The organism is Shewanella sp. SM69 (genome assembly GCF_025653985.1).
In the GTDB taxonomy this organism is placed as follows: Bacteria; Pseudomonadota; Gammaproteobacteria; order Enterobacterales; family Shewanellaceae; genus Shewanella; species Shewanella oncorhynchi.
Genome location: NZ_JAKKRV010000011.1, coordinates 109,797 through 136,703 on the forward strand (window position 1 = coordinate 109,797; position 26,907 = coordinate 136,703).

Genomic DNA, 26,907 nt, shown 5'->3' on the forward strand with positions numbered 1-26,907 from the left:
CCACAGGCCGATGTCATCCGATTTTGCTCACTTTGAGGAATCACTCACAATGTCTAAGATCAACCTGCTTTTGCTGTGCGGCGGCGGAAGTGCCGAACACGATATTTCACTCATGTCGGCCAATTATTTTGAAACCTCACTGGCAAAATCCGAGCAGTTTTGTGTATTGCGTGTCGAACTGGATAAATTTGGTCAATACCGCACCGCTGCGGGTGATGATTGTGAACTGACCAATAGCCGTGAAATTCGCTTCCGCGATGAGAGCAAAGCCCCATGGCCGGTCGATTACGTCATTCCCTGCATTCATGGCTATCCCGGCGAAACAGGTGACATTCAATCCTATTTTAACCTGATCCAACTGCCCTATTTTGGCTGTGAATCCGAGGCTAGCAGCAACTGCTTTAATAAGATCACCGCTAAAATGTGGTTCTCGGCCTTAGGTATTCCGAATACCCCGTATATTTTTCTAAACCAATTCGATGATGCAGCAATAGAGCAAACCCAAGCCGCATTAGCACTATGGGGATCCATCTTCGTTAAAGCAGCCTCACAGGGTTCCTCAGTTGGTTGTTATAAAGTCGATGACAGCGATAAAGTCGCCGGCGTGCTTAAAGATGCTTTCGGCTATGCGCCCTATGTTATCGTTGAAAAAACCATTAAAGCCCGTGAGTTAGAAGTCGCAGTATACGAGTACAACGGTGAAGTGGTGGCGACAGTACCAGGTGAAATCATCTGTGATACCCACACCTTCTACACCTTCGATGAGAAATACGCCAAAAATAGTAAAGCACGCACCGATGTGGTGGCACAGCATGTGTCAGCTGAGATCAGTGAACAAATCCGCGCCTATGCAATCAAAGCATTTAAAGGTATGAAATTGCGTCACCTATCGCGCATCGACTTTTTCTTAACCGCGGACAATGAAATTTTACTAAATGAAATCAATACCTTCCCAGGTTCTACGCCGATTTCTATGTTCCCCAAAATGCTGCAAAATCACGGTCATGACTTTACTGAATACTTGAGTCTAGTGATTAACAGCCAGATAACCGCTAAATCTTAGCGCTCGCCACCTGACTCAATGTAAACTCAGAGACTCAGTGCAGCACCTGTTTCCAGTAATAAAAAGAGCGCCTCGGCGCTCTTTTTATTACTTTCAATGAATAATATCTAAAACTTGAATTCTTACCTTAATCTAAACCCTATATTAAAATCAGACTGTCACTGATTAAGCCGCCCTCACATCTAGGTCAAACGTCAAACTCCTTATGCAGCTCAGCTTGCTTTGCCAACAGGGCAAAGAATGCAGCTTTGGGCATAGGCTTATAAAATAAATAGCCTTGAATTTCTTGAATATGATTCGCCATTACAAATTTAAGCTGGGACTCAGTTTCTACCCCTTCTGCCGTCACAGTTAAATCTAACGCATGGCTTAAACGCACTATGGCCTCCACCAACGCTTCGTGACGTTTGCCTTCATCTAATCTGTCGATAAAGCTCTTATCGATTTTAATTTGATCGATCGGGAAATTAGCCAAATAGGACAAGGACGAATAGCCAGTGCCAAAGTCATCCAAAGAAATTTTAATCCCCTTAACCCGCAAACCATTAAGCACATCAATCAGATACGTATGTTGCTTCATCAGCAAAGATTCAGTGATCTCAAGGGTTAATCTGTCATAGGGGAAATCTGTCACCTCAAGTTGCTCGGTAATCGCAGCAAAGGATTCCACAAAGGCATCTTGTAGTTCATGGGACCAAAACTCAAAAGTCGAGACATTCACCGATAAATTAATGGGCCAATTTCGTTCCTGCATTTCTAAAATAGTCTGCATAGCACCAAGGCGAACATCTCGACCAATATCAACGATTAAACCACTGTTCTCAGCGATTGGAATAAATTCATCGGGTGGAATAAACGTTCCCTCATGCTGCCAGCGCAACAGCACTTCAGCACGGACAATCAGTCCAGTGGTCGCATTGACTATAGGTTGGTAATAAAGCTCGAAGGTATGCTGATCTAATGCCTGCTTAAGCTGATTATGAAGGCTAGCAACACGCTCGGCATTTAGCTGCATTTGTTCAGTAAAAAAATGATATCGATTGCGGCCATTTGCCTTAGAAATATACATGGCCTGATCGGCACAATTTAACAACTGTTCAAGATCGAGGGCATCTTCAGGAAAACGTGCAATCCCTATACTTACCGAGCTATAAACGCCTTTTCCATCGGCTAGCACATAATGTTTTGCCACATTTTTGTTAATTGTATCTGCAATTTGTGCCAATTCTTTCTGGTTAACAATCCCAGGTAATAGCAAGGCAAACTCATCCCCTCCTAAGCGTGCAAACACCATAGTGTCATCAACACACTCGCTGATCTGTTTAACCACTTGCACTAACAGTGCATCTCCTTTGTCATGGCCATGGGTGTCGTTGACTTGCTTAAAGTTATCTAAATCCATCAACATAAAACTAAAGCCGGGTGTCAAACTGTCGGAGGTAATTAACGCTTGGATCTGCTTGAATAACGCATTGCGGTTAGCAAGTCCGGTAAGAGAGTCATTATTGGCCTGATACTTAATCAGCTGCGCCGCTTTCTTACGTTCACTAATGTCTGAAAATAGCCATGCAAAACAGGGTTGCTGACCATTGGATTCTCGGAAGGTCGTGACGATAAGGTCAAGATAAAACTCCTCGCCATTTCCCCTAAGACCCACCAACTCACCCTGCCACATTCTGTCCTGAGCTAAATGCTCAAATAACCCCACTAATTCATTAGATTGGGATGATGCTAAAAAAATCTTAGGATGAAAGTTAGTGATATCAGTATCTTGAGGGATAACTATATGTCTGAAAGCGGGATTAGCATAGAGAACTGCATCGTCAGAATTGGAAATAACCAGAGCAAGGGGTAACCGGTCAAAAATTTTCACAGCTAAATGCTGAAATTCCATTGCACGACTGCGTTCAATGGCTAAACTCGCCAGTCTTGCCGCCTCTGAAATGAGCTCTAAATCCTGCTCTGTTGGGGACTTTATCGTATCATAATACATGGCAAATGTGCCTAGCACTTTACCATGAGTATCTTTGATAGGTTCTGACCAGCAAGATTTAAGACCTGCACGTAATGGCAGTTCTTTATAATTAACCCAGTAAGGATGTTGAGCGATATCTTCAACGATAACACGCTGCGCATAATAGGCAGCCGTGCCACAAGAACCCACATTGGGGCCAATTTCAACACCATTAATGGCTTGATTGTAACTGTCGGGTAAATTGGGGGCGGCACCTAATAACAGACGTTTACCGTCAGCACTGAGCAGTAACACAGACCCTCTGGTTCCTACTTTTTGAGCTTCGATTTTTAAGACTAAGGCGTGCAAGATTTCATGTAACGGTGCGCCATTAAGCAGCATAGAAAGAATACTGCTATAACAAGCTATGCTGACATTGTGGGCGAGTTTAACGTCTGCATGATCGAGCAGATCTGGAAGGTTAACGCCGTACGCCATAATTTCCTTAAGAGCAAAGTTGCAATATAAATACTGATTAACAATGTTAAATATTTATAACTTATAAGAAATTCTAGGCACTAATGTTAATTAAGTAAACCCTTTACCTGCGCGGTAAAAGGTTTACTTTAGTCTAAAAAGCAATGCTTTATTCTTGAATACGTTCAAGTTTGGCAAGGTAAAAGCCATCAAAGCCGCTATCGGCTGGGCTGATACTTTCATCCTCAATCAGGCGAAAGTTGGGGTTCTCGGCTAAAAACGCATCCACTTGACCGCGGTTCTCGCAAGGGAAGATAGAACAAGTCGCATAGACGACTATGCCACCGACTTTGACCATGCGGCTGTAACTGCTCAAAATGTGTTTTTGCAGTTCCATTAACACGGGTAAACGCTCTACGGTATCACGCCATTTTGCATCGGGATTACGCTTTAATACACCCAAACCAGAGCAAGGCACATCAAGCAATACTCTATCGGCACTGAGCTTTAAGCGTTTAATGGTTTTACTGCTGGCGATAACACGGGTTTCGACATTGTGTGCCCCATTACGACGGGCACGCTCTTTGAGTTTGTCAAGTTTCCATTGCTCCACATCCATGGCCAACAAGCGTCCTTTACCCTGCATTTGCGCAGCTATGTGTAAGGTTTTACCGCCCGCACCCGCGCAAGCATCAATCACTTTCATGCCTGGCTTGGCATCAAGCGCCGCAGCTACGCGCTGAGAGCCCGCATCCTGCTGCTCGAATAAGCCATCTTTAAAGCTTTGTGTACGGAACAAGGCTGAATCGGAGGTCACTTCAAGGGCGGAATCAACCCCATCAACACAGAGCGTGCTCACAAACTCGGCAGCAAGCTTAGCGGCCAGTTCATCACGAGTCACCTTAAGGCCGTTAGCGCGTAAAAAACGTTTCGGCGCAGTACTTAACGCGGCGCGCTCTTTTTCCCAAGACTCACCTAGTTGCTCACGGCCCATAACATCGAGCCACTCAGGGCAACCGTCCCACAACACAGGCTTAGTTTTCGCTTGCTCGGTGCGCTCAGCTAAACGCGCCTCATCAACTTGCAACGAATATTGCATTTTAGGCAATTCAAGCCCATGGAATAAATGCCAGGCATTAAGCAATTTAGAGCCAAAACGCTCCATCTCATCTGGGCTGATTTCCGCCAGATAACAATATAGATTTAAACGACGTAGGATATCACCCGTCGTCAATGCGATACGCGCCTGCTCGGCGGGTACTAATTGCAACCCAGAAAAATGCTGAGAATAGGCCCGATCTAAGGGTTTTCCTTGGCTCAGCACCATAGTTAAGATACTGATCACTAATTCGTTCGAGCTGGCAGAAAGCGGAGAATTCAACATTTAAAAGGTCACCATGAATGATAAAACCGGAGGATCATAGGAGGTCAGGCCCTAATACGCAAGCGCGCTGGCGCCGAGTTAAGGTTAAAGCCATAAAAAAAGCGATCCTAAGATCGCTTTTTTGCCACAGTCAGTTTAATCCATTACATTTTTGAGCCTTTAGCCCCGTAGAACAGGATAAACCCATAACAAATCACGGGCAGAATAAAGGCGAGCTGAACGCCAAGATTATCCGCTAACATGCCCTGGAATAAAGGCAAAATCGCGCCGCCCACAATCGCCAAACACAGAATGCCACTGCCCTGTGAAGTGTGTGGACCTAAATCACGAAGCGCTAAGCTGAAGATCGTTGGGAACATAATCGAGTTAAATAACTCCACCCCAAGGATTGCCCACATAGCAATGCTGCCACTGGTTGTCATCGCTGCAACCACAAGTAGCGCCGCCATAAAAGCATTAAATGCAAGTACTGAGCCTGCTGGTACTTTTTGCATCACCACAGAGCCAATGAAACGTCCCACCATAGCGCCGCCCCAATAATAGGCGATGTAATGGGCGGCTTCAGCTTCTGGCATACCCGCTATATGGCTTTCACCTAAGAAGCTAACTAAAAAGCTACCGATAGACACTTCTGCGCCGACATACACGAAAATACCCACAGCGCCGAGCACTAAGTGCTTACTTTGTAAGGCACTGGTTTTGCCTAGATGGGTCTGAACTTCACCTTGAACACTTTCATCATGCTCACGGATCACAGGTAAATCTAACTTCGCAAAAATCAGCGCTAAAATTGCCAAGGCGCCAGAAAGTAACAGGTATGGCAGTTTAACCACTTCTGCTTCAGCGCTCGCTTGGGCTAAATCGCCTGATACTGAACTGGCGACAGAAAGAATTAACATAGCACCAAAAAACGGCGCAACCGTTGTGCCTAAGGCGTTGAACGCTTGCGTTAAATTCAAACGACTCGACGCAGTTTCGCGACTGCCTAAGGCATTGACATAAGGATTGGCTGCCACTTGCAGGATTGTGATGCCTGATGCCAAAACAAATAATGCACCGAGGAACAAGTTGTAAGTAGCGAGGGCCGCCGCAGGATAAAACAGCGCACAACCAATACTTGCAATCACGAGACCTGTAACAATTCCCTTTTGATAACCCAGCTTTTTCACTAAGTTACCCGCAGGGATTGAGACTAGAAAATAAGCACCGAAGAAACAAAACTGGATCAACATGGCTTGAGTATAATTCAGTGAAAACACCGCTTTAAGATGCGGGATCAGAATATCGTTCAAGCAGGTGATAAAACCCCACATAAAAAACAGTGAAGTCAATGAGATCAAGGCAAAACGATAACTGCCCGACCCATTTTCGCCAGTGCTGCTCGTGTAGCTACCGGTATTAATTGATGACGCCATAGTTATTCTCTCTGTATGTTTTTATTATCAGGAACTAATTAAGGTTACATTCCCCATGGTGCCCGTGGGCGGGTTTATATCAAACTGTGGGCTTGGGATCCCGTATCTATAACACTTCAACCGAATAAAAATGAATCATTTTCACTTTAACACTGCATAAAAGCTGGTAAATGCCGAAAACTTCAGCTGATTGTGTTCTATTTGTGCGGTTTTAAGGCCGTGTCCCGTCAGCGACTCACTGATTTCAAATGCAGAGAAATCAAACTCGACCTCGGTATCACCTAAATTGAATCCCACGAGCACTTTTATATCGCCTAAGGTGCGAACAAAGGCCAAAATGGGCTCCTTTGTATCAACAAATTTAATATCACCTTCAACTAACACTGGGTGTAACTTACGCCAAGCCAGAAAACGTCGATAACCATTGAGCATAGAATCAGCATCAGATTCTTGTAGATCCACAGCTAACGCTTGGTGCGCAGGTGGAATTGGCAGCCAAGGAGAAACATCACTAAAACCACTAAAGTCAGCGCCTTGCTGCCACGGCATTGGCGTACGGCAACCATCACGCCCCTTAAACATAGGCCAAAATGTTTTGCCAAAGGGATCTTGCAGCTCATGATATTCAATTGGCGCCTCAGTTAGACCGAGTTCTTCACCTTGATAACTACATATACTGCCGCGCAGCGAACTTAGCATGGCATTGAGCATTTTGACCATGTCTGAATTCTGCTTACCTTGCCCCCAACGACTCGCTACGCGCTGCACATCATGATTGCCGATAGCCCAACATGGCCAGCCATCACCTATGCTCGCTTCCAAAGCCTCTACGGTTTGGCGAATATAACTTGCGCTGTAATCATCAGTCAGCAGCTCAAAACTGTAGGCCATATGCAGGCGATCTTCGCCCTTAGTGTAGGCAGCCATTACAGCCAAAGAATCTTCGGCAGAGACTTCGCCTAAGGTCACCGCTCCTGGATAGCGATTGATGAGCTTTCGTAAATCTTCAATAAAAGCGATGGTTTGCGGACGGTCATTATTGTAGTAATGGTATTGATAAGCGTAAGGGTTATCTTCACTGAAACCACGGCCCTGACGTTTATCCTTAGGTTTTGCCGGATTATCCCTGAGCAGTTCATCGTGATAACAAAAGGTAATGGCATCTAAGCGGAAGCCATCTACCCCCTTTTTAAGCCAAAATTCAACGTTATCCAGCACAGCTTGGCGCACTTCGGGATGATGGAAATTAATATCGGGCTGACTACGCAGGAAGTTATGTAAATAGTATTGCTGTCTGCGCGGTTCCCACTCCCAAGCACAACCGCCAAAAATCGCGAGCCAATTGTTAGGCGCTGTACCGTCTTCCTTAGGATCGGCCCACACATACCAATCCGCCTTGGGATTCGTACGGTTTTCGCGGCTCTCGATAAACCACGCATGTTGGTCCGAGGTATGACTTAATACTTGATCAATAATGACCTTAATACCTAAACCGTGGGCTTTTTCAATCAATTCATCGAAATCATGCATAGTGCCAAAAAGAGGGTCAACTTCACGGTAATCACTGATGTCGTAGCCAAAATCTGCCATAGGAGATTTAAAGAAAGGTGAAATCCAGATGGCGTCGACATTGAGACTCGCAATGTAATCCAGCTTTATGATAATGCCGCGTAAATCCCCGACGCCGTCGCCATTGGTATCTAAAAGGCTACGCGGATAAATTTGGTAAATCACTGCACCACGCCACCACGTTAACTCACTCATTGTTGCCCCTTTATCATTATTCTACAGCGAACTTTCCCTAACACACTCAAGCAAACAGTTATCGTTTTGTTACTGCAGAGTAAAGTCATCGCGGCTTCTTTTGTGTTACCGAGCATACGTGAAGAGGGAAATAAGGTTCAATACACCTGCATACGTATGCAGAAGATGCAGCCAATAGTCACATGGCATCACAATGAAATTTACTTTTTAGTAACAGTCACTTGATTACAAAATAAAATCATTTTATTCCCTGAGTTCACCCTCTATCACAGTCTATTCTTAACTCTGCTAGGTATTGAATACGTATGCACTCTGTTGTTCAGCTAAGAAACTCGGGAGTAGTATCTTCACCGTTGCATAACAATTTGGTCATAAACGCAGCACTTATGCAGTCAATTAAGCGCCCATATACCAAAAAAAGGCCGCAAAAATAACGCGGTGATAACGATAAAACGCTCTACAAAGCGATAAAGCGACTCCAAGGGGAAGAGAGATATGATGCGATTTAAACCCAGTTTGCTAACCTTAGCGCTCATCGCCGCAGGTGCCAGTATGCACTCCTATGCGGCAGATGAAGTGACCACAGATAAGGAAGCAAAAGCAAAAGAAGCTGCGATTGAGGTTATTGAAGTTAAAGGCTTTAGAACCAGTGTCATCAAATCACTAAATGATAAACGCTTTGGAGATACCGTCTCTGAATCGATTTCAGCAGATGATCTTGGCGCCCTTCCCGATCAGTCAATCGCTGATGCACTGACTCGCTTACCAGGCGTGACCGCTGTGCGCACTGGTGGACAAGCAAGCGGCCTCAATATTCGAGGTCTTGATGGTGATTTCGTCTTTGCAACGCTTAATGGACACGAACAAGTGACAACGGGCGGTAAACGCGCGATTGAGTTTGACCAATATCCATCCGAATTAATTAGTCAAGCCGCCGTCTATAAAACACCAAAAGCCTCGCTGATTGAAGGAGGCGTCGCCGGTACGGTAGAATTAAAAACCGCAGATCCCTTAAAAAGCGACAAAGACCAATCATTTAATATCAATGCTCGCGGCAGTTTTAATGACAGAGCGGATGAGATTTCCGATGCCGATCAATATGGCAACCGTCTTAGCTTTGCCTATCAAGGCAAATTCCTTGAAGATACACTCGGTGTGGCGCTAGGCTATGCCCATTTGTACCAACCTTATGTTGCCAGTCAATTCATTGGTTTACGTTTCAACGACGATAAAAAAGATGTCAATGGCGACGGTGCTGCCGAATCAATCAGTGAAGGTTTTGAGTTACAGCAAAAAGGCGGTGATGATACACGTGATGGTTATATGGCGGCTATCCATTGGCAACCAACAGACAATCTCAGTGTAAAAAGTGATTTATTCCATTCAAAATTCACTTCCGAAAACTTTGCCCGAGGCTTTCGCGTTAAGTCATTAAAAAACGGTACTATTAGTGATGCGGTTGTCGAAAATGGTTCTATGACAGGCGGAACGGTATCAACTGATGGTACTGATAACTTTGCCGTTTTTGTTATCAATGATAACGACTCAAAATATTCAGAACTGACATCAGGCTCAGTCAATATTGAGTGGAACAATGGCGGCGCATTAACTGTCGCAGGTGATGTGAGCTATTCAAAAGCCGATGGTGAGTTCGTCAACGGCGGCACTCGTGCCGTTTTATATGATGATATAGGTAATGAAGTACGCTCAGCCGAATCAATTAATTATCAACTACATGGTTTAAGCCCGGCCGATGTCAGTTTTTCAAACGACTATACCAATACCGCGACCTTGGGTTTAAAAGAAGTGGGTATGTGGCCATACGATCAACAAAATGATCTTGTCGCCTACAAGTTAGACTTTAACTATGCATTAGATTCTGGTTTCTTAACTTCAGTTGATTTTGGTCTGCGCTACTCAGAACGTGAGTTTAATGCGCAACGTTCACAAGCCGGTTATGGTTTTGAATTTGGTAAAAACCCAACTAACCAGCCGGTGCTTCAAATGAACACTGACATGACAAATGTCGTCAACTTTGGCGGTGAATTATCAGGCTACCCTAACTTCCTTTCCGTTGATTTTAACAAAGCCATTGAGCTGGTTAACGCGCAGTTAGCGGCAACAGGACAATCCCCTTTCACCCCGACTGCCAATTGGTCTAATAACTGGACCATGATCCAAAGCGGTTCGGTCAATGAAGATGTATTAGCTGGCTATGTCCAAGGTAATCTCGAGTTTGACTTAGGCGATATGAAAGTCACGGGTAACGTGGGCGTGCGTGTTGTTCAAACAGATCAAAGCAGTAAAGGTCTACAACAAGTTGGCTATGGTCTAGGTGAAGCGATTACTGATGAACTTGGCGTGATCAGTACCGATTATATCCGTAACGAGATAGGTAAAACCTATACCGATTATTTACCGTCACTCAACTTAACTTTCCACCTCACTGAAAATGATCAACTGCGCTTTGCTGCAGCATCTGTGATGTCACGTCCTCCAATCGACAAGCTAAAGTCAGGCATGGGATCTTGGTATGACGATTCTGCTACACCAGGATACAAAAAGTACAATGCTTGGGGTAACACCAGTCCTCTACTCGATCCGTTCTATGCAGATCAATACGACTTATCTTACGAGCACTATTTTGAAGATTCTGAAGGTGCGGTTGTCGTAGCCTTGTTCTACAAAGATATTAAATCCTTTATCAACAACTTTACAATCCAACCATTTGATTTTGAAGGTAATGGATTTATCGTCCCCGATACTATTATCGATAATGGTGTTGAATTCCCAGTAGTGAAAGATGAAGGTCAATATCAAACTGCGATCAACAACGACAATGGCGGCTACATTCGTGGTGTTGAGTTAGGTTATACCCAAGTCTTTGATTTCCTACCATCGCCACTCAGCGGTCTTGGCTTCACTGGCAGCTACTCGTATTCAGACAGTGAAGTGGAATTTACCACAGATTTAAGTGGTTCAAACTTAACCATTCCATTACCAGGGTTATCAGAAAGCGTACTCAACACCACCTTGTTCTATACTCTGGATGGTTTCGATACTCGCGTCAGCATGAGATATCGTAGTAGCTATGTTTCAGAACAAGTGGCAGTTGAATCACAACTTGCTTTCTTCGATGCCGAAACAATTGTGGATTATCAAGCTTCATACGCACTGGAAAATGGACTTAAGTTCTTATTCCAAATTAATAACTTAACCGATGAGCCGAACAAAACCTATTTTGGTGAAGAACATCAAACAGGAACAATCCAATACTTCGGTAGACAGTACTTCCTAGGGTTAAGTTACTCTTTATAAACTACCCCAAATAAAGCCTGCTTCAATTAAGAAGCAGGCTTTTGCTTATGCAGATTTCAGCATTTCTAACATTCATCATGCCAGCACGTTTTACTTCTTTCTCTTTAAAAGGCTTACATTATGATCCGTCAAAACCTAATGATTGCGCTTTATTTATGCTTGGTTTGCTCTTCATTTAATACGGCCTATGCAAACACCTTTGAGCCAGATATATCGACGGACGTTAAGCTTGAACCCGCTTTTTGGTGGGCGGGAATGCACAATCCTGAGTTACAGCTGATGCTGTATAGCCGCAAACTTCCAAGCTTACCGCAACAGATTAAAGTTGATATACAAGGAAAAGGCATCACACTCAAAAGCCTTGAGCATACTGATAACCCTCACTATTTGTTTATCAATTTAGATCTGAGTCAAGCTGCGCCGCAAACCTTTGAACTAATAATTTCCAACACTGACTCGGCTTCAAAAGCCGACACGCCTCTTTATCGCCTGCCCTATACGTTGCAAGGGCGTGCTAAGGGCAGCCGTGAGCGCCAAGGATTTAGCAATAAGGATGTGATTTACCTTATCACGCCGGACCGATTCGCCAATGGCGACACGAGTAATGACAATCAAGCCGATATGTTAGAGCAAGTCGCAGCTAACTCTCCCAGTAATCTCAACTATCCCGATGCTCGCCATGGCGGCGATATAGCAGGGATCAGCCAGCACTTAGCATATCTGGCAAAACTTGGCGTGACTCAGTTATGGATCAATCCGCTGCTTGAGAATAATCAAGCCCAGTATTCATACCACGGTTACTCAATTACCAATTTATACCGCGTCGATCCCCGCTTTGGCAGCAACGAAGATTATAAAGCCTTAGTCGCTAAGGCTAACAAGCTTGGCCTAGGGGTGATTAAAGATGTTGTGGTGAATCATATCGGCTCTAACCATTGGTGGCTCAACGATTTACCTAGCCAAGACTGGCTGAACGATGCCACAAAAACGCAGCTACATAATCGCAAATCCAAGCCTGACTTGATGCAGTCTGCCGATACTAAATCCAGTGCTATTAAATCCAGCGTTACCAGCCCCCGTTTCACCAGCCATAGGCGCACGACAGTGCAAGATCCCTACGCGGCAGCGCAAGATCATATTGATTTTGTCGACGGCTGGTTTACCGACACTATGCCGGATCTGAATCAAAGCAATCCAAAACTGGCAACCTATCTTATCCAAAACAGTATTTGGTGGGTCGAGTACGCAGGACTTTCGGGGATACGTGAAGATACTTACTCCTACGCCGACAAAGGGTTTCTCGCTAAATGGTCTAAGGCCGTAATGGCTGAGTACCCAAATTTTAATATTGTTGGCGAAGAATGGACCGCAAACCCCATCACAGTGTCCTATTGGCAAAAGGGCAAAATCAATGCCGATGGCTATACCTCAGGTTTACCCAGTTTGATGGACTTCCCGCTATATGAAAAATTAATTGTCAGCCTCAATGAGCCAGAAAACTGGGACACAGGTTTTATCAAGCTTTACGAGATGTTAGCCAACGATGTTGTGTATGCCGATCCCAGTAAACTAGTGCTATTTGAAGGCAATCACGACACCAATCGTATCTTCAGTTTAGTGAAAGAAAATATAGACTTATACAAGATGGCCCTCACCTATGTGCTGACCGCCAAACGCATTCCGCAACTGTTCTACGGTACAGAAGTGTTAATGACCAGCCCGACAGAAGGCCGTCACGATGGCGTTGTGCGCAGTGATTTTCCCGGTGGTTTTGCCAACAGTGCCACGAATGCCTTTACCAGCCAAGGACTGAGTGAACCTCAACGACAAGCACAGCAATTTATCCGTACCCTACTGAATTACCGTAAACAATCCCCTGCGCTGCAATCAGGTGATTTACTGCACTTTGTGCCGCAGGATGGCATCTATGTACAATTTCGTTGCTTATTGAATGACCCATTATCAGCTGAACAGAAAGCCGAAGCACTTAAGTCACTAACTCAACACAATTCTCAAACCCAACACAATGCCTGCACTCAGGCCTCGGCCGATAAAGTCATGGTGATTTACAATAAAAATGACAAAGCAGTCACGCTAGATGTAAACCGCTTTGCCAGTGTACTTGGCGATAGCGGCGACGCTACTGACATCATCAGTGGCAAAACCGTTTCACTCAATCAAGCGATAACATTGCCCCATGCAGGTGTCACTATCCTTGAGCTTAAAGCCAGACCGCAGCTAAATACTGGCTTACCTAGCCGTCAAACCTCTAATCATATGAGTTACTCAGCTAGCGATTTAACTCAGGCTCAAACAACTCACCCAATCAAAAACTCAACCCTAAAAGGAATTCAGTCTTGAGCTTTTTATCGCCTATCTATTCCCGAGTGACTCAGAGCCAACAAGCGGCTAAATTTCCCATAGTGGCTTTACTTATAACCCAAGCAGCGAAAGCCCCGCAGCGCCGACAGTCATCACTCAACTTATGTTTAAACGCTCTATTCAGCGCCTCTTTATTAACTGCCTCGCTTTTTAGCTTATCGGCTGATGTGAATGCATCGGCGCTGACGCTTGATAATGAGTTACTACCAAAGTCTGAGAGTGAGGTTATGACGCTTAAACCTGTGGTGTATCAAATCTTTACTCGCCTTTATGGCAATAAAAATCCAACCAACAAACCTTGGGGCACGATTGCCGACAATGGCGTCGGTAAGTTTAATGATATCGACAATGTTGCACTCAATAGTATCAAGGACCTAGGCGTTACCCATGTGTGGTACACGGGCGTTCCCCACCATGCATTGATTGGTGATTACAGCGCGATTGGCGTGAGTACTGATGATCCCGATGTGGTCAAAGGACGCGCGGGCTCACCCTACGCAGTCAAAGATTACTACAACGTCAACCCAGATCTGGCGGTCAATCCCGCCAACCGTTTAGCCGAGTTCGAAGCGCTCATTGCCCGTACCCATCACCACGGCTTAAAGGTGATTATCGATATCGTGCCAAACCATGTGGCGCGCCATTATCAATCCGTTAGTAAACCCCAAGGCGTGCGCGATTTTGGCGAAGATGATGATACCAGTCTGGAGTACGCCAAAAACAACAACTTCTATTACGTTGTTGATAAATTTGATGTTTATAATGGCTCGGAGGGGAAAAAGGGACAAGCGCATGCCTTTGAAGTGCCAAGCTTATCGGCAGGGCTTAAACCATTGGGCGGAGAAGATCACCCCTTAAGTGACGGCAAATTCAACGAATTTCCCGCAAAATGGACTGGCAATGGCTCACGCTTAGCCAAGCCCGATGCCAATGATTGGTACGAAACAGTCAAAATCAATTACGGCGTACGCCCCGATGGCACGTATGACTTCCCTCGCCTGCCAGCCAATTTCGCCACTTTAACGCAGGCGCAGCATTACGCTTTTTGGCAACAACACTTAGCCGAGATCCCAAGCTCTTGGATTAAATTCAATCAGATTGCCCAGTATTGGCTAGCGAAAGGGGTCGATGGCTTTCGCTATGATATGGCAGAAATGGTACCAGTGGAGTTTTGGAGCTATCTCAACAGCCAGATAAAACACACAAATCCCGATGCCTTTATCTTGGCCGAGGTCTATAACCCTAACTTGTACCGAGATTATATCCAACTTGGCAAAATGGATTATCTGTACGATAAGGTCGATGTTTACGACACCCTAAAAGCCGTGATGGCGGGTAAAACCAGCACAGCTAATATCGCGGCAGATCAGGCAAAAGTGCAAGATATTGAATCTCACATGCTGCACTTTTTAGAAAACCACGACGAGCAACGTATTGGTAATGCAGCATTTTTAGCATCGCTACACACAAATAAGCCCACTGCAACCCAAGCCGTGAATCCACACTATGCCCTACCCGCTATGGTAGTGTCAGCAACGATAGGCACTTCACCGACGTTAGTGTATTTTGGCCAAGAAGTGGGAGAAGCCGCCATCGACAACCCAGGATTTGGTCATGCATCACGCACCAGTATTTTTGACTATGTTGGCGTCCCCGCCCATCAGCGCTGGATGAACAATGGCAAGTTTGATGGTGGACAATCAACCCTAAAGGAAGTCACTTTGCGGGCTTATTATCAAAAATTACTGAACCTAAGCACAGGTAAAAATGTACCTGCGCTTTTAGGAGAATATTACTCACTCGATGCCGCCAACCGCAGCGCACAAACCGCCACAATGGATACTCATGGCAGTGCAACGGGTTATGATGACAGCACTTTTGCCTTTGTGCGCTTTGAGAAAAATACGACCAATAAAAAGGGCCAAAAACTGATTATTGTGAATAACTTTAATCAAACCCATGCAAAGCCATTATCCCTTAAGCTGCCAAAGCCACTTATCGACCAATGGCAGTTAACGGATGGGACCTATCCACTTAAGGATTTGCTGGAAGACAACAAAGCGCAGTTGGTTGTCAAACAAGGTGAAGGACAAGTTCAGATGCAACTTGCACCGCTGTCTTCAGCCATATTCGAGCTGGAAGATTAAACGAGCAAAAAGCCTAGGTGAGCTAAAAAGTGAAATCGACCGATAGCGTCACGCTAAACTGTGACGCTATCTTTTTTTAACCGTTATACTCTCAAACCTTTCTATCTTATTTGATCACCCTTTAAAAATCACAAAGGAAAGCGATGTTACTCGGCATTCACCATGCAGCGATTATTTGCAGCGACTATCAAAAGTCCAAACACTTTTATGTAACCATTCTTGGCCTTACCGTGCTTGCAGAGCATTTCCGTGAGGCACGTAAGTCCTATAAACTTGATTTACAACTGGCCGATAAGAGTCAAATTGAGTTATTTTCATTCGATAATCCACCCAAACGACCAAGCTATCCCGAAGCCTGTGGACTTAGGCATCTCGCCTTTCGCGTAGCATCGATTGAAACCGCCATCGAACATCTTCATAGCCATCACATTACCGTTGAACCCGTCCGCATTGACGAATACACAAGCAGAAAATTCACCTTCTTTAGCGATCCCGACGGCTTACCCTTAGAGTTATATGAACTATAGCACGAGTGAAATAAGGCAACATCGCAGCAATAAGATGAATAAAGCTTAATTACGCTACGAGATAGTCAGCATTAGACTCAATAAAGCGACGCAGCCGTTTAACCAATAGTTTAAGTAATTAATTGACCAATTTGGCGCTGTGATAAGGTCAAAGCCTACCTAGGCTAACCATTGAGGAACTCAAGATGTTTGATAATCCAGCATTATTACTATGGAGTTTAGTCTTTAGCCTCTTTGGTCTTGGCTTTTTCACCTATGGCAAACGCCAAGGTGCACCCATCCCCCTCGTCGTTGGGATAGCCCTGATGCTCTACCCTTATTTTGTCAGCAACCTAATCTTACTCGTCTGCATCGGCATAGCACTCATCGCGCTACCGTATTTTGTGAAGTTGTAACAAGCGATCTTTGTCATAGCTAGATTGAAAAGCTCATATCTATCAGAGCAAAGAGGACTTATGTCTTACTCGACAAAATGACCTTATTCCACTATCTATCACTGGTCATGACTTTACTGGCCAAGCCAATAAGCAACACACCTGATATCCCCTCTAAGGCTCTCGAATAACGCAGGGAATTGGGGCGACTAAATACCCAGCTTCCTGCCGACGCATAAAGGACGTTACACAAGGTCGCTAACAAACTGAAAATAAGACCAAGGGTTAACAGCTGAATTGACGTTGAACCCGCTAACGGGTCAATAAACTGCGGCAAAAAAGAGAGGAAAAATAAAGCGACTTTAGGATTAAGTACACTAACGACAATGCCTTGGAAAACTACGTTGCCGTTTGGTTTGCTATTGTTATCAACCACAATTTTATTATTGCCACGCCACATTGATATTAACGCTTGAATGCCTAAATACACTAGATACGCGGCCCCTAACCACTTCACAATACTAAAAGCCAACGCTGAACTGAGAATGATGGCAGATAATCCCAAGCTAGCAGCAAGCGTGTGAACAAAATAACCCACACCTAAACCCATCGCAGCTTTAAGCCCACTGATCATTTTCCCTTTCATTGTGTTAGATACAATGTAGATGACATCGGGTCCAGGGATAAGATTGATAGCAAGGCAAGCAACTGCAAACAGTAATAGTGAATTTAAATCCATTTAATTTTTCTCCTTGTTAAACGCGTAATCTATCGCGCCGCTTAAGTGGTGTCCGACGCAATACCGCGGCCTCTGTAAACCACTTTAAAAAAAATCAAAACGTTAACTACAAGTAAATTGGTAACCAGAACCTGTGCTCAACTTTATATACTTTTTGCTCACGTCTTGATTCAAAGCAAACTTCAATTTGCTCATCCTTAACGATCTTAATTTGCGCTTAATTTCTTTATTCACGGCAAATCGTTAAACGGCGCATCGCAAAAATGCCCAATAGTGAAAGTATTAATAAAGATAAGCTGCCACCGCCGCTGTAACCTTGTTTATGTTCTATGGTGGCGACGTGCTCTTCCTTAACCCGAGTTTTAAAACGGGCAAGCTCGTCATCTAAATTGACTATCATGTCGTTCACCGCAAGATCAAAGCCCTCGTAGGATTTATCTCTTAGGGTTGTCGTCACGCCAACAGCGGTTGAACTCTCAGTTAACTGATTAATACCTGGCGCCCTAAATAACATCTTCTGGCTACGCATATCGAAAACGGCTGTATCAACAAAGGTTTGAATCGCATTTTCATTACCGGGAATTAAATACATGCCCACGATAGTCCAATAAAGGATGGAGGATTTGTTCTCGTGGCTTTGCATCAATTGATCGTAAGAAACCAATGCCATAACATCAACATCATGCAGGCGAGCAACCTGCTGCAAGGTTTCAAAACCTTTACCATTTTTAAGATAGGTACTTGGGATCACTTCGATACGATCAATATAGTCATATTTGACAAAGGATTTTTTAACCTTATCAAGTAATGCCATCTGAGTTCGGCTATCAATTGCATCGGCTTGCCAATGGGACGAAGGCAAAAAAGCGATGCCGACGGTAATAGGTAAACGCAGCACAGGTAAGGATGGCTGCTGGGCTTGGCGACTCTTCTCATCAGGGTATAAATATTCAACTAAGCTACTTGATACCGCATTTTTCTCAGTAGTATTACCGTTAAAAAATGCACTACAACCACCCAGTGAAAGCATTGCGAATGAGGCTATACCACAGGCTAATACCTTAAGTTTCATTTGTTTCCCTACCGTATCCATACACTTGCTGTTAATGATGAAAACTGAACCTACAATAATACCAATCACATTAAATATCTAATCAGTTCAGAGCCTCACAGGCATCTCAATCCAAGACGCATTGACGCAGAAATGGTCATTCCCTTTTAAGTCAATGCAACACCGGAGTGGGATGCCTGTGTGGCTCCCGAAGGGCGGGTTTCAACGCCCTTTATACTGCGTTTAAGGCTTTCGACAGAGCACCATGCCTTCAAGCCTTCGCCTTGTCTAAAGCGCGTTAAACTCCCGCTGAATGAACAGATATTTAATACGATTGGTATAATGCAGATTTTTGGTTACCTTATCCACTCATCAGAGTAAAAACAAGCTGTTATGTTCACATATCACTGCATTAATCTTCTTTGATTAGATTTTAAATACAAAAAAGCCGCACTATAAATGCGGCTAGTCAATAGGTACAACCACCTTCTAAAATACAACTTAAGTCAAAAGTTAAGCGTATTTACGCACTTTTTTAAGGGCAATTTGTTGTTTTAGCATGGATAAATGTTCGATAAATACTTTGCCATGCAAATGGTCGATTTCGTGCTGCAACACTATAGCTAAAAACTCATCAGTCTCGATTTCGATAGCCTTGCCAGTTCTGTCTAAGGCTGTCACTTTGACCTTTTCAAAACGTGACACTTTAGCGCGATAACCTGGGATAGACAGACAACCTTCTTCACCGACGAACTCACCTGACTTTTCAACAATCTCAGGATTAATCAGCACTAAAGGCTGGTCGCGACCGTCAGATAAATCGATCACGATAATGGCATCTGTACTGCCGACTTGAGTTGCCGCTAAACCTATACCATCGTCCGTGTGATACATGGTTTCGATTAAATCATCGATAAATCCCTGAACAGCTTCAATATCTTTTACAGGTTGCGCTTTACGTTTAAGGCGCTCATCGGGAATAGTTAGAATATCGAGTACAGCCATGCCAGTTATCTTCTCTCATCGAGTCAAAAAAATTGGCGCTATTATGGACTATTTGACCATTTACACAATATTTAAGCTAAAAACAGTTTAAATATTTTGTTAGTAATCGAGCTAGCCGATAAAAATATCGAGAAGTGCTTAATCCTTTAAATGCCAAATACCCTCACATCTTCCGCTAAGCCACGCTTTACCGTTACACTAGCGTGAGCTCATCAAGCAAAAGTTTTTGAGCGTGATTCTTTGTGAGTCATACCAATCGTATTAAATATCTGTTCATTCAGCGAGAATTCAACGCGCTTTAGACAAGGCGAAGGCTTGAAGGCATAGTGGTGCTCTGTCGAAAGCCTTAAACGCAGTATAAAGCGTTTTGAAACCCGCCCTTTGGGAGCCTCACAGGTATCCCACTCCGGTGTTGCATTGACTTAAAAGAGAATAACGATTTCTGCGTCAATGCGCCTGAGATTTAAATACCTGTGAGGCTTTGAACTGATTAGATATTTAATGTGATTGGTATCAATACCATTAAGCTGAGGGTTAACAATTCAATGGCATCGTTCCCTAAAGACAAATCACCACTGTATCAATACCTTGAACAAGATAAACAGAGTGTAGCGAGAAAACAGCCCCAAGCAGTGGACTTGTCTCCTATGGCGAAAATCTGGCATATCGTCGCCATGATCCCGCAGGGTAAAGTCAGCAGCTATGGCAAAATTGCCGATTATGCAGGATTACCGGGACGAGCGCGTTATGTGTCAAAAGCACTGAAAGCAGCTCCCGAACATTTGTCACTCCCTTGGCATAGGGTACTCAATAGTCAAGGCAAAATATCCTTCGAGAAAAATTCAACCTTCTTTCAAGAACAGATGGAATTATTAAGAATTGAAGGGATAACAGTGAACTGCGGCAAAATTAATTTGTCTGAATACGAGTGGCGCCCGGATCTGGTGACTTTAGTCATGGCAATGCCATTTTAGTTTAATATATTGATCCATAAACTATTTACATCTCTATTTACAGAAACGTCGTCCTCGGCTATAACCTGCTTACAGTCGATCCGATAATTGATTTATGCTCAACTGATTGACCCAGAACTGTGTAAGTAAGCATGCTACTCGACACTTTTTTATCAACCACTACCGACAATTCTGTAGTGATACAAGGTGAAAACCTGCGACCCAAGGAGCATTCTTTGCGTACCATTCCCACATTATTAGTGAGTTTTACCGTCCTCACTCAAAGTATGTTTGCCATGGCAGCGCCAACGCCGCTAACACCGCAGACGGCCGAATACCAAGTCAACTATGGAGACATTGAATTAGGAAAAGCCAAATACACGCTACCCAATCCCGAAGATGGCGTGTTTAAGTATCGTTTTGATAGCGATCTCAGCCTGTTATTGTTAACCGATGTGCGTCACATCTTGAGTGAATTTACTCAAAATGATACGCAGCTCAGTCCTTTGCGTTACTTACAACAACGCCAAGGTGTCGGGCCTAATTACACGGAGCAAACCGCATTCGCCAAAGCTCAAGGCTTTATTCATACCCGTTACAAAGATGAAAAAGGCAAGTTTCCCTATGATGATAAAATCTTTGATCCTCTTATGGTGCAGTTGCAATTTAGGCTAGATATGATGGCGGGCAAAGAAGTGCTCGACTATAAGATGGTCAAGGACAACGAAGTCGATGAATACAAGTTTCATGTGATCGGTAAAGAACGAATGAACATCGACAGCGGCAGTTACGACACAGTCAAAATTGAAGTCGTGCGTGACAATAAAAAGCGTCAAACCTTCTTCTGGATGGCGCCTGACTTAGCATATTTGCCCGTGCGGTTAACACATTTTGAAAAAGGCAGTAAGCAGCTCGATATTAAGTTGCTGAAGTACCACTTCGATGAAGTGCCGAACCAAGAAACCATACCTGCAGACATTGCAGAGAAACCGCTAGTGCCTAAACTGCTCGGCACGACTGAAGGTTAATCGGTAAGGCATTGAGTTAAGATGTATAAACTTAACCCAATGATACAAAGCCTTAGCTTCACAATACTGAACTAAAGCCAAACTCATATCGAATAAAGCCCAACCGAACTAATATCTAACCGAACTATATTTAACTGAACTATATCTAACTGAACTTAGGGCCTACCTCTAAGTTCAGTTAATGTTCATCGCTAATGGTTCATCACTGATTGCTAGAAGGTATGTTAGATACTGACTCGAACTTTTTAATAAAGTGACCTGAACAAAACAAAGTCAACCGTAAATCCGCTTGCCCTCATTATTTAGCTCAGTGGTATCACATCAGAGATCGATTAACAGCTCACCCAATCTGAACAGCTTCCAGTTACCCGGCTGCATAACGCGCCACTGTTCATTCTCGGTCAATGGGCGAGTCGCAATCACAGTCACAACATCATGGGCGGTAGTTTCCTTATCAAAATCAATCACCACATCGGTATCAATAAGTTTCGCTTTACCAAACGGCGCGCGGCGAGTGATGTAACATAAGTTATTACTGCAATAGCTCATTAAATGCTCGCCATCGCTCAATATCATGTTGAACACACCTAAGGCACGGATTTGCTCGGCCAACGTTGCGACGTAATGGAAAACTGCCAACATATCTTCAGGTTTAGTACCGCCAAACTTCTGGGCGACTTGTTCCAAAATCCAGCAGAAAGCAAGTTCGCTATCGGTATCGCCTACGGGTTGATAGCGCGAGACATGAAACTTGGGCAGATAGTCCGTCAATTGACCATTGTGGGCATAGGTCCAATAACGTCCCCATAATTCGCGGGTAAAAGGATGAGTGTTCTCTAAAGACACACAGCCGCGATTCGCTTGGCGAATATGGCTTATCACCACCTCACTTTTAATCGGGTAGGATTTGATCAATTTTGCAATATGCGATTCGCTACTCGGGCAAGCATCTTTAAAAGTACGGCTACCTTTCCCCTCGTAAAAAGTAATACCCCAGCCGTCCACGTGGGGACCAGTTACACCACCACGTTGTGCTAATCCCGTAAAACTAAACACAATATCGGTCGGCACATTGGCGCTCATCGCCAGTAACTCGCACATATTTCTCGCCTATCATCAATCAAAAAAACTACTTATTGGCATTGTAACTAGTTGATGACATTTGTGGAATGATCAAAGCTGACAAATAATTTAAACAATTGTTTGAAAAATACTTGTATTAAAATTCTCTTAGGTTTAACTTTTATGCGACACAGGTCTGACCACAAACTATAATTGTGATCGCAATCAATAAAACACTCTATGACCTGTGGTTGGCACTCGGTCATATTTAAGGAGAATTACAGTGACTACCCTACTTTGGATCATCGCCATGATCTTAGTGCTAGGAGCCCTAGCTTACCTTCGGGTATCTTTGCTCACTGCCACTATTACAGCCGCTGTTGTGATGACAGCAGGATGGACACTCGATGTTGTCGGCCCTATCTCTTGGATCGTTTTCCTCGTGATCGCGCTGCCGTTAAATATCAGTGCATTTAGACAAAATGTGATCAGTCGTCCACTGATGAAGGTATATCGCGGCATCATGCCGGAAATGTCTTCAACAGAGAAAGAAGCGATTGAAGCCGGCACCACTTGGTGGGAAGCGGATCTGTTTGCGGGTAACCCGAACTGGAAAAAACTCCATAACTACCCCGTTGCGCGTTTAAGTGCAGACGAACAGGCCTTCCTCGATGGCCCTGTTGAAGAAGTGTGCCGCATGGTGAATCAACACCAAGTATCACATCAACTTGCCGATCTGCCTGCCGACGTATGGCAATATCTGAAAGATCACGGTTTCTTCGCCATGATCATTAAGAAAAAATACGGCGGTTTAGAATATTCAGCTTATGCCCAATCTCGCGTGTTACAAAAACTGGCGGGCTTAAGCAGTGAGTTGGCTTCAACTGTTGGCGTACCTAACTCTTTAGGCCCTGGAGAGCTGCTGCAACATTACGGCACGCCAGAGCAACAAAACCATTATTTACCGCGTTTAGCCAAAGGCTTAGAAGTCCCCTGTTTTGCACTGACCAGCCCAGAAGCCGGTAGCGATGCAGGCTCGATTCCTGACTTTGGTATTGTGTGTAAAGGCCAATGGGAAGGCGAAGAAGTTCTGGGGATGAAGCTGACTTGGAACAAGCGTTACATCACTTTAGCCCCTGTTGCGACAGTATTAGGCTTAGCCTTTAAACTGCGCGATCCAGAGCATCTACTTGGCGATAAAGAAGAACTCGGCATCACCTGTGCTTTGATCCCTACTGATGTGGAAGGAGTAGAAACGGGTCGTCGTCACTTCCCGCTCAACTGCATGTTCCAAAACGGTCCGACTCGCGGCAACGAAGTATTCGTGCCATTAAGCTTCATCATTGGCGGCCCGAAAATGGCTGGTCAAGGCTGGCGCATGCTGGTGGAATGTTTATCTGTGGGTCGTGGTATCACACTGCCATCAAACTCAGCTGGCGGCGTGAAAACCGCAGCGCTGGCAACAGGTGCTTATGCTCGCATTCGTCGTCAGTTCAAATTGCCTATTGGCAAGCTTGAAGGTATCGAAGAGCCAATGGCACGCATCGGCGGTAACGCTTATCTGATGGATGCTGTAACGACTTTGACCACCACAGGTATCGACTTAGGTGAAAAACCGTCGGTTATCTCTGCGATTGTGAAATATCACCTGACCGACAGAATGCAGAAATGCGTTATCGATGCCATGGATATTCACGGCGGTAAAGGCGTGTGTCTTGGCCCCAATAACTATTTAGGCCGTGGCTACCAAGCTGCGCCTATCGCAATTACTGTTGAAGGTGCAAACATCCTTACCCGTTCTATGATCATCTACGGCCAAGGCGCAATTCGTTGCCATCCGTATGTACTCGCAGAAATGGAGTCAGCGTTTGATACTGAATCGGGTCAAGGTTTAGCTAACTTCGATGCAGCTATTTTTGGTCATATTGGTTTTGCGACCAGTAACTTCATCCGTAGCTTCTGGTTAGGTCTGACATCAAGCCGTTTCTCTAACGCGCCTTATTCAGATAAAACCAAGCGTTATTATCAACAGATGAACCGTTTCAGTGCCAACCTTGCCCTGCTTTCTGACTTAGCCATGGCAACCTTGGGCGGCAACCTTAAACGTAAAGAACGTATCTCTGCCCGTTTAGGTGACTTACTGAGCCAACTGTATCTGGCATCAGCCACGCTGAAACGCTATGAAGATGAAGGCCGTCAAACCGACGACTTGCCATTAGTACAATGGGCAGTTGAAGATGCGCTATATAAGCTACAAGCTTCTTTAGACGATTTACTGGATAACTTCCCTATGGGCCTTGGTGGCGTATTACGTGTGGTGATGTTCCCATTCGGTCGTCCACTGAAACGCCCAAGCGATGTGTTAGATCATAAAGTCGCTAAGATCATGCAAACACCATGTGAAAGCCGTAACCGTTTAGGTAAAGGTCAGTTCTGGACCAACTCTGAGCACAATGCTGTGGGGATCCAAGAACAAACACTACTCGACATCATCGCGTCTGAACCGCTACATGACAAAGTCTGTAAAGCCAGTGGTAAACGTCTACCATTTATGTGGTTAGATAAAGTTGCCGCAGAAGGTAAAGCCTTAGGAGTGTTAAGCGATGCCGAAGTGCAATTACTGGAAAGAGCAGAAATTGGTCGTATGAAATCAATCAACGTTGATGACTTTGACCCAGCAGAACTTCGTCCAGAAGTGGTTTCAACCACTTCACAGGAACGTGCTGCGTAATACTCACTAAGATTTAAACCACAAAAAGGAGGCTAATTAGCCTCCTTTTTTATTCCGATGACAGGGCGTGCCACAACTAAGTGAATTTGGTTGAGTTACTACCTCGACTTTGACCAATGCTTTCATTGCTCAGTATGACTGAACAGTACTATGCAAATGACATTACTATCAGTCCATTGATAAAAGAATACCGTGTCAGTAAGTCGCTGACATGCCACTTTAAAAACTGTTCAGTTTTTAAACCTGTAAGGCTTTAGATCTAATTCAGCCTTAACACTCTTCATCACTCAGGTCTTCAAAGTACCAGTAACCGAAGTTCACCCACTCAGTAAGCTGCGTAAGCAAATCGGTATCGGCTAACCAGTGGGCTAAGGCGGCTTTATCTAACTGATTGCTATCACACAGGAGTGGGATCACCGCGGCCAATTCGGCAGAGAGCTGATACTTATCACCATTAATATAGACAACGCCTTGTCCCACATTGATATCAAAATACAAACAACGCAGTCCGCCGAGGCGAATAAGCGGCTGCTCATAGAGCCAAGCGAGCACTTCGTCTTGCGTGATGTCCAACGGCTCATCGGGTAAATCGAGGGCGCATTTAGATTGAGTTAAATAGCGGCCCGAAAACTCGCTCACCAGTTCATCGGTTAACATATTAGTCAGTTGCGTGCGTAACCGCGCTAAATCGCGATTATCTACACAACCACTGCGCGTTGTCAGCTCGCGATCTGGATCTTCAATCTGCTGTGCGCCTAAATCTTGCTCAGACAGATGATCGGCCAAAGCACTTACCATATCTTTGGCGGAAGCGGTGCGATAACCTACTGAAAAACTTAAAGACTGTTCTAAGGTTATGCCGTCATGGGGGAATCCTGGGGGAATATAAAGAATGTCACCGGGCAATAACTCAGTATCGATAATCGGTTCAAAGGCTTCTGTGTGCAGCAAAGCGGGATGGGCGGCAAACTCTTTGTGCGGCCCCAGATCGCCTACGCGCCAGCGGCGACGTCCCGAACCTTGGCAAATAAACACATCATACAGATCTATATGCGGCCCCACGCCACCGCCAGGCGTCGCAAAACTCACCATCACATCATCTAAACGCCAGCGCGGAATAAAATCAAAACATTGGATCAGGGCTTCTGCATCGGGCACCCAGTTGTTCAAGGCTTGCACGATCAAAGTCCAATCCCGTTCACCGAGATGATCGTAGGAATCAAAAGGGCCAAATTCAGCCTGCCATTGCCCTGCCTGTTGGTACACTCGCCGAGATTCCACCAGTTCATCCATGGCTAAGCCCGCTAATTCTTCGGGCGAGATTAAATCTTGAAAATGTTTGAATCCTTGGCGGATAACCAAAGGTTTTTTCTGCCAATATTCTGCTAAAAATTGCGCGGGCGTTAAGCCATTAATATCGAGTTGCATGGGTCGCTCACAAACCAAACTGTTATTCATAGAGGTAAATGCTAACAGGAAGCGAAACCAAGAAAGCTCGACCGGATCAACAAAGCATTAAATCTTTTATCAGCG

The 26,907-nt window shown here is 44.6% G+C and carries 19 protein-coding genes; 10 read left to right on the forward strand and 9 right to left on the reverse strand.

The annotated features are described in order from the left end of the window. Nucleotides 1-49 precede the first annotated feature (49 nt). Entirely contained in the window at nt 50-1,063 is a 1,014-nt protein-coding gene (locus L5M37_RS15485; RefSeq protein ID WP_263201063.1) for a D-alanine--D-alanine ligase, read from the forward strand. A 187-nt stretch (nt 1,064-1,250) separates the two neighbouring features. On the opposite strand, the gene L5M37_RS15490 is transcribed toward L5M37_RS15485, so the two are convergent. The 4 genes from L5M37_RS15490 to L5M37_RS15505 form a co-directional block, all read right to left on the reverse strand. Beyond that, the gene (locus L5M37_RS15490) at nt 1,251-3,515 is read right to left on the reverse strand and encodes an EAL domain-containing protein (protein WP_263201066.1); all 2,265 of its coding nucleotides are present in this window, start codon (nt 3,513-3,515) and stop codon (nt 1,251-1,253) included. A gap of 148 nt (nt 3,516-3,663) precedes the next feature. Then, nucleotides 3,664-4,878 (reverse strand): RsmB/NOP family class I SAM-dependent RNA methyltransferase, encoded by a 1,215-nt coding sequence (locus L5M37_RS15495; RefSeq protein ID WP_263201067.1) that lies wholly within the window; start codon nt 4,876-4,878, stop codon nt 3,664-3,666. Nucleotides 4,879-5,021: 143 nt separating this feature from the next. Further along, entirely contained in the window at nt 5,022-6,293 is a 1,272-nt protein-coding gene (locus L5M37_RS15500) for a sugar MFS transporter (protein WP_263201068.1), read from the reverse strand. Nucleotides 6,294-6,434: 141 nt separating this feature from the next. Beyond that, entirely contained in the window at nt 6,435-8,057 is a 1,623-nt protein-coding gene (locus L5M37_RS15505) for an alpha-glucosidase family protein (RefSeq protein WP_263201069.1), read from the reverse strand. Nucleotides 8,058-8,552: 495 nt separating this feature from the next. Here L5M37_RS15505 and L5M37_RS15510 point away from each other — a divergent pair, with 495 nt between their 5' ends. The 5 genes from L5M37_RS15510 to L5M37_RS15530 all read left to right on the forward strand — a co-directional run bounded on the left by L5M37_RS15510 (nt 8,553) and on the right by L5M37_RS15530 (nt 16,826). Continuing rightward, entirely contained in the window at nt 8,553-11,375 is a 2,823-nt protein-coding gene (locus L5M37_RS15510; protein WP_028760039.1) for a TonB-dependent receptor, read from the forward strand. Nucleotides 11,376-11,495: 120 nt separating this feature from the next. Continuing rightward, entirely contained in the window at nt 11,496-13,736 is a 2,241-nt protein-coding gene (locus L5M37_RS15515) for a glycoside hydrolase family 13 protein (protein WP_263195790.1), read from the forward strand. Further along, nucleotides 13,733-15,904 carry an alpha-amylase family protein gene (locus tag L5M37_RS15520; RefSeq protein ID WP_263201071.1) on the forward strand — a complete coding sequence of 724 codons (2,172 nt, stop codon included), beginning with the start codon at nt 13,733-13,735 and terminating at the stop codon, nt 15,902-15,904. The genes L5M37_RS15515 and L5M37_RS15520 overlap by 4 nt, the downstream gene beginning before the upstream one ends. Nucleotides 15,905-16,047: 143 nt before the next feature. Further along, nucleotides 16,048-16,431: a VOC family protein gene (locus tag L5M37_RS15525; RefSeq protein WP_263201072.1), complete on the forward strand. Its 384-nt coding sequence runs from the start codon at nt 16,048-16,050 to the stop codon at nt 16,429-16,431. Nucleotides 16,432-16,616: 185 nt separating this feature from the next. Further along, nucleotides 16,617-16,826: a hypothetical protein gene (locus L5M37_RS15530; RefSeq protein ID WP_263201073.1), complete on the forward strand. Its 210-nt coding sequence runs from the start codon at nt 16,617-16,619 to the stop codon at nt 16,824-16,826. A gap of 91 nt (nt 16,827-16,917) precedes the next feature. On the opposite strand, the gene L5M37_RS15535 is transcribed toward L5M37_RS15530, so the two are convergent. Both L5M37_RS15535 and rhlP read right to left on the reverse strand, forming a co-directional pair. Beyond that, nucleotides 16,918-17,544, reverse strand: coding sequence for a LysE family translocator (locus L5M37_RS15535; RefSeq protein WP_131525774.1), 627 nt, complete (start codon nt 17,542-17,544; stop codon nt 16,918-16,920). Nucleotides 17,545-17,770: 226 nt separating this feature from the next. Continuing rightward, a complete protein-coding gene (gene rhlP, locus L5M37_RS15540) occupies nt 17,771-18,616 on the reverse strand; it encodes a rhombotarget lipoprotein (protein WP_263201074.1) in 846 nt (281 codons plus the stop codon). Between the two features lie 180 nt (nt 18,617-18,796). Here rhlP and L5M37_RS15545 point away from each other — a divergent pair, with 180 nt between their 5' ends. Then, nucleotides 18,797-18,976: a hypothetical protein gene (locus L5M37_RS15545; protein WP_263201076.1), complete on the forward strand. Its 180-nt coding sequence runs from the start codon at nt 18,797-18,799 to the stop codon at nt 18,974-18,976. Nucleotides 18,977-19,108: 132 nt separating this feature from the next. On the opposite strand, the gene def is transcribed toward L5M37_RS15545, so the two are convergent. Next, nucleotides 19,109-19,600, reverse strand: coding sequence for a peptide deformylase (gene def / locus L5M37_RS15550; protein WP_011789520.1), 492 nt, complete (start codon nt 19,598-19,600; stop codon nt 19,109-19,111). 545 nt (nt 19,601-20,145) lie between these two features. Here def and L5M37_RS15555 point away from each other — a divergent pair. Continuing rightward, complete coding sequence (locus L5M37_RS15555; RefSeq protein WP_212600583.1) at nt 20,146-20,574, forward strand: MGMT family protein; 429 nt, start codon at nt 20,146-20,148, stop codon at nt 20,572-20,574. Nucleotides 20,575-20,789: 215 nt separating this feature from the next. After that, nucleotides 20,790-21,581 (forward strand): DUF3108 domain-containing protein, encoded by a 792-nt coding sequence (locus L5M37_RS15560; RefSeq protein WP_263201078.1) that lies wholly within the window; start codon nt 20,790-20,792, stop codon nt 21,579-21,581. Nucleotides 21,582-21,902: 321 nt separating this feature from the next. Here the strand turns inward: L5M37_RS15560 and L5M37_RS15565 are convergent, their stop codons facing one another. Beyond that, a complete protein-coding gene (locus tag L5M37_RS15565; protein ID WP_113939616.1) occupies nt 21,903-22,682 on the reverse strand; it encodes a class II glutamine amidotransferase in 780 nt (259 codons plus the stop codon). Nucleotides 22,683-22,926: 244 nt separating this feature from the next. On the opposite strand from L5M37_RS15565, the gene fadE reads away from it, so the two are divergent. Next, nucleotides 22,927-25,374: an acyl-CoA dehydrogenase FadE gene (fadE, locus tag L5M37_RS15570; RefSeq protein WP_198573281.1), complete on the forward strand. Its 2,448-nt coding sequence runs from the start codon at nt 22,927-22,929 to the stop codon at nt 25,372-25,374. A 270-nt stretch (nt 25,375-25,644) separates the two neighbouring features. On the opposite strand, the gene L5M37_RS15575 is transcribed toward fadE, so the two are convergent. Continuing rightward, nucleotides 25,645-26,802 (reverse strand): cupin domain-containing protein, encoded by a 1,158-nt coding sequence (locus tag L5M37_RS15575; protein ID WP_263201080.1) that lies wholly within the window; start codon nt 26,800-26,802, stop codon nt 25,645-25,647. Between the last annotated feature and the right edge of the window lie 105 nt (nt 26,803-26,907).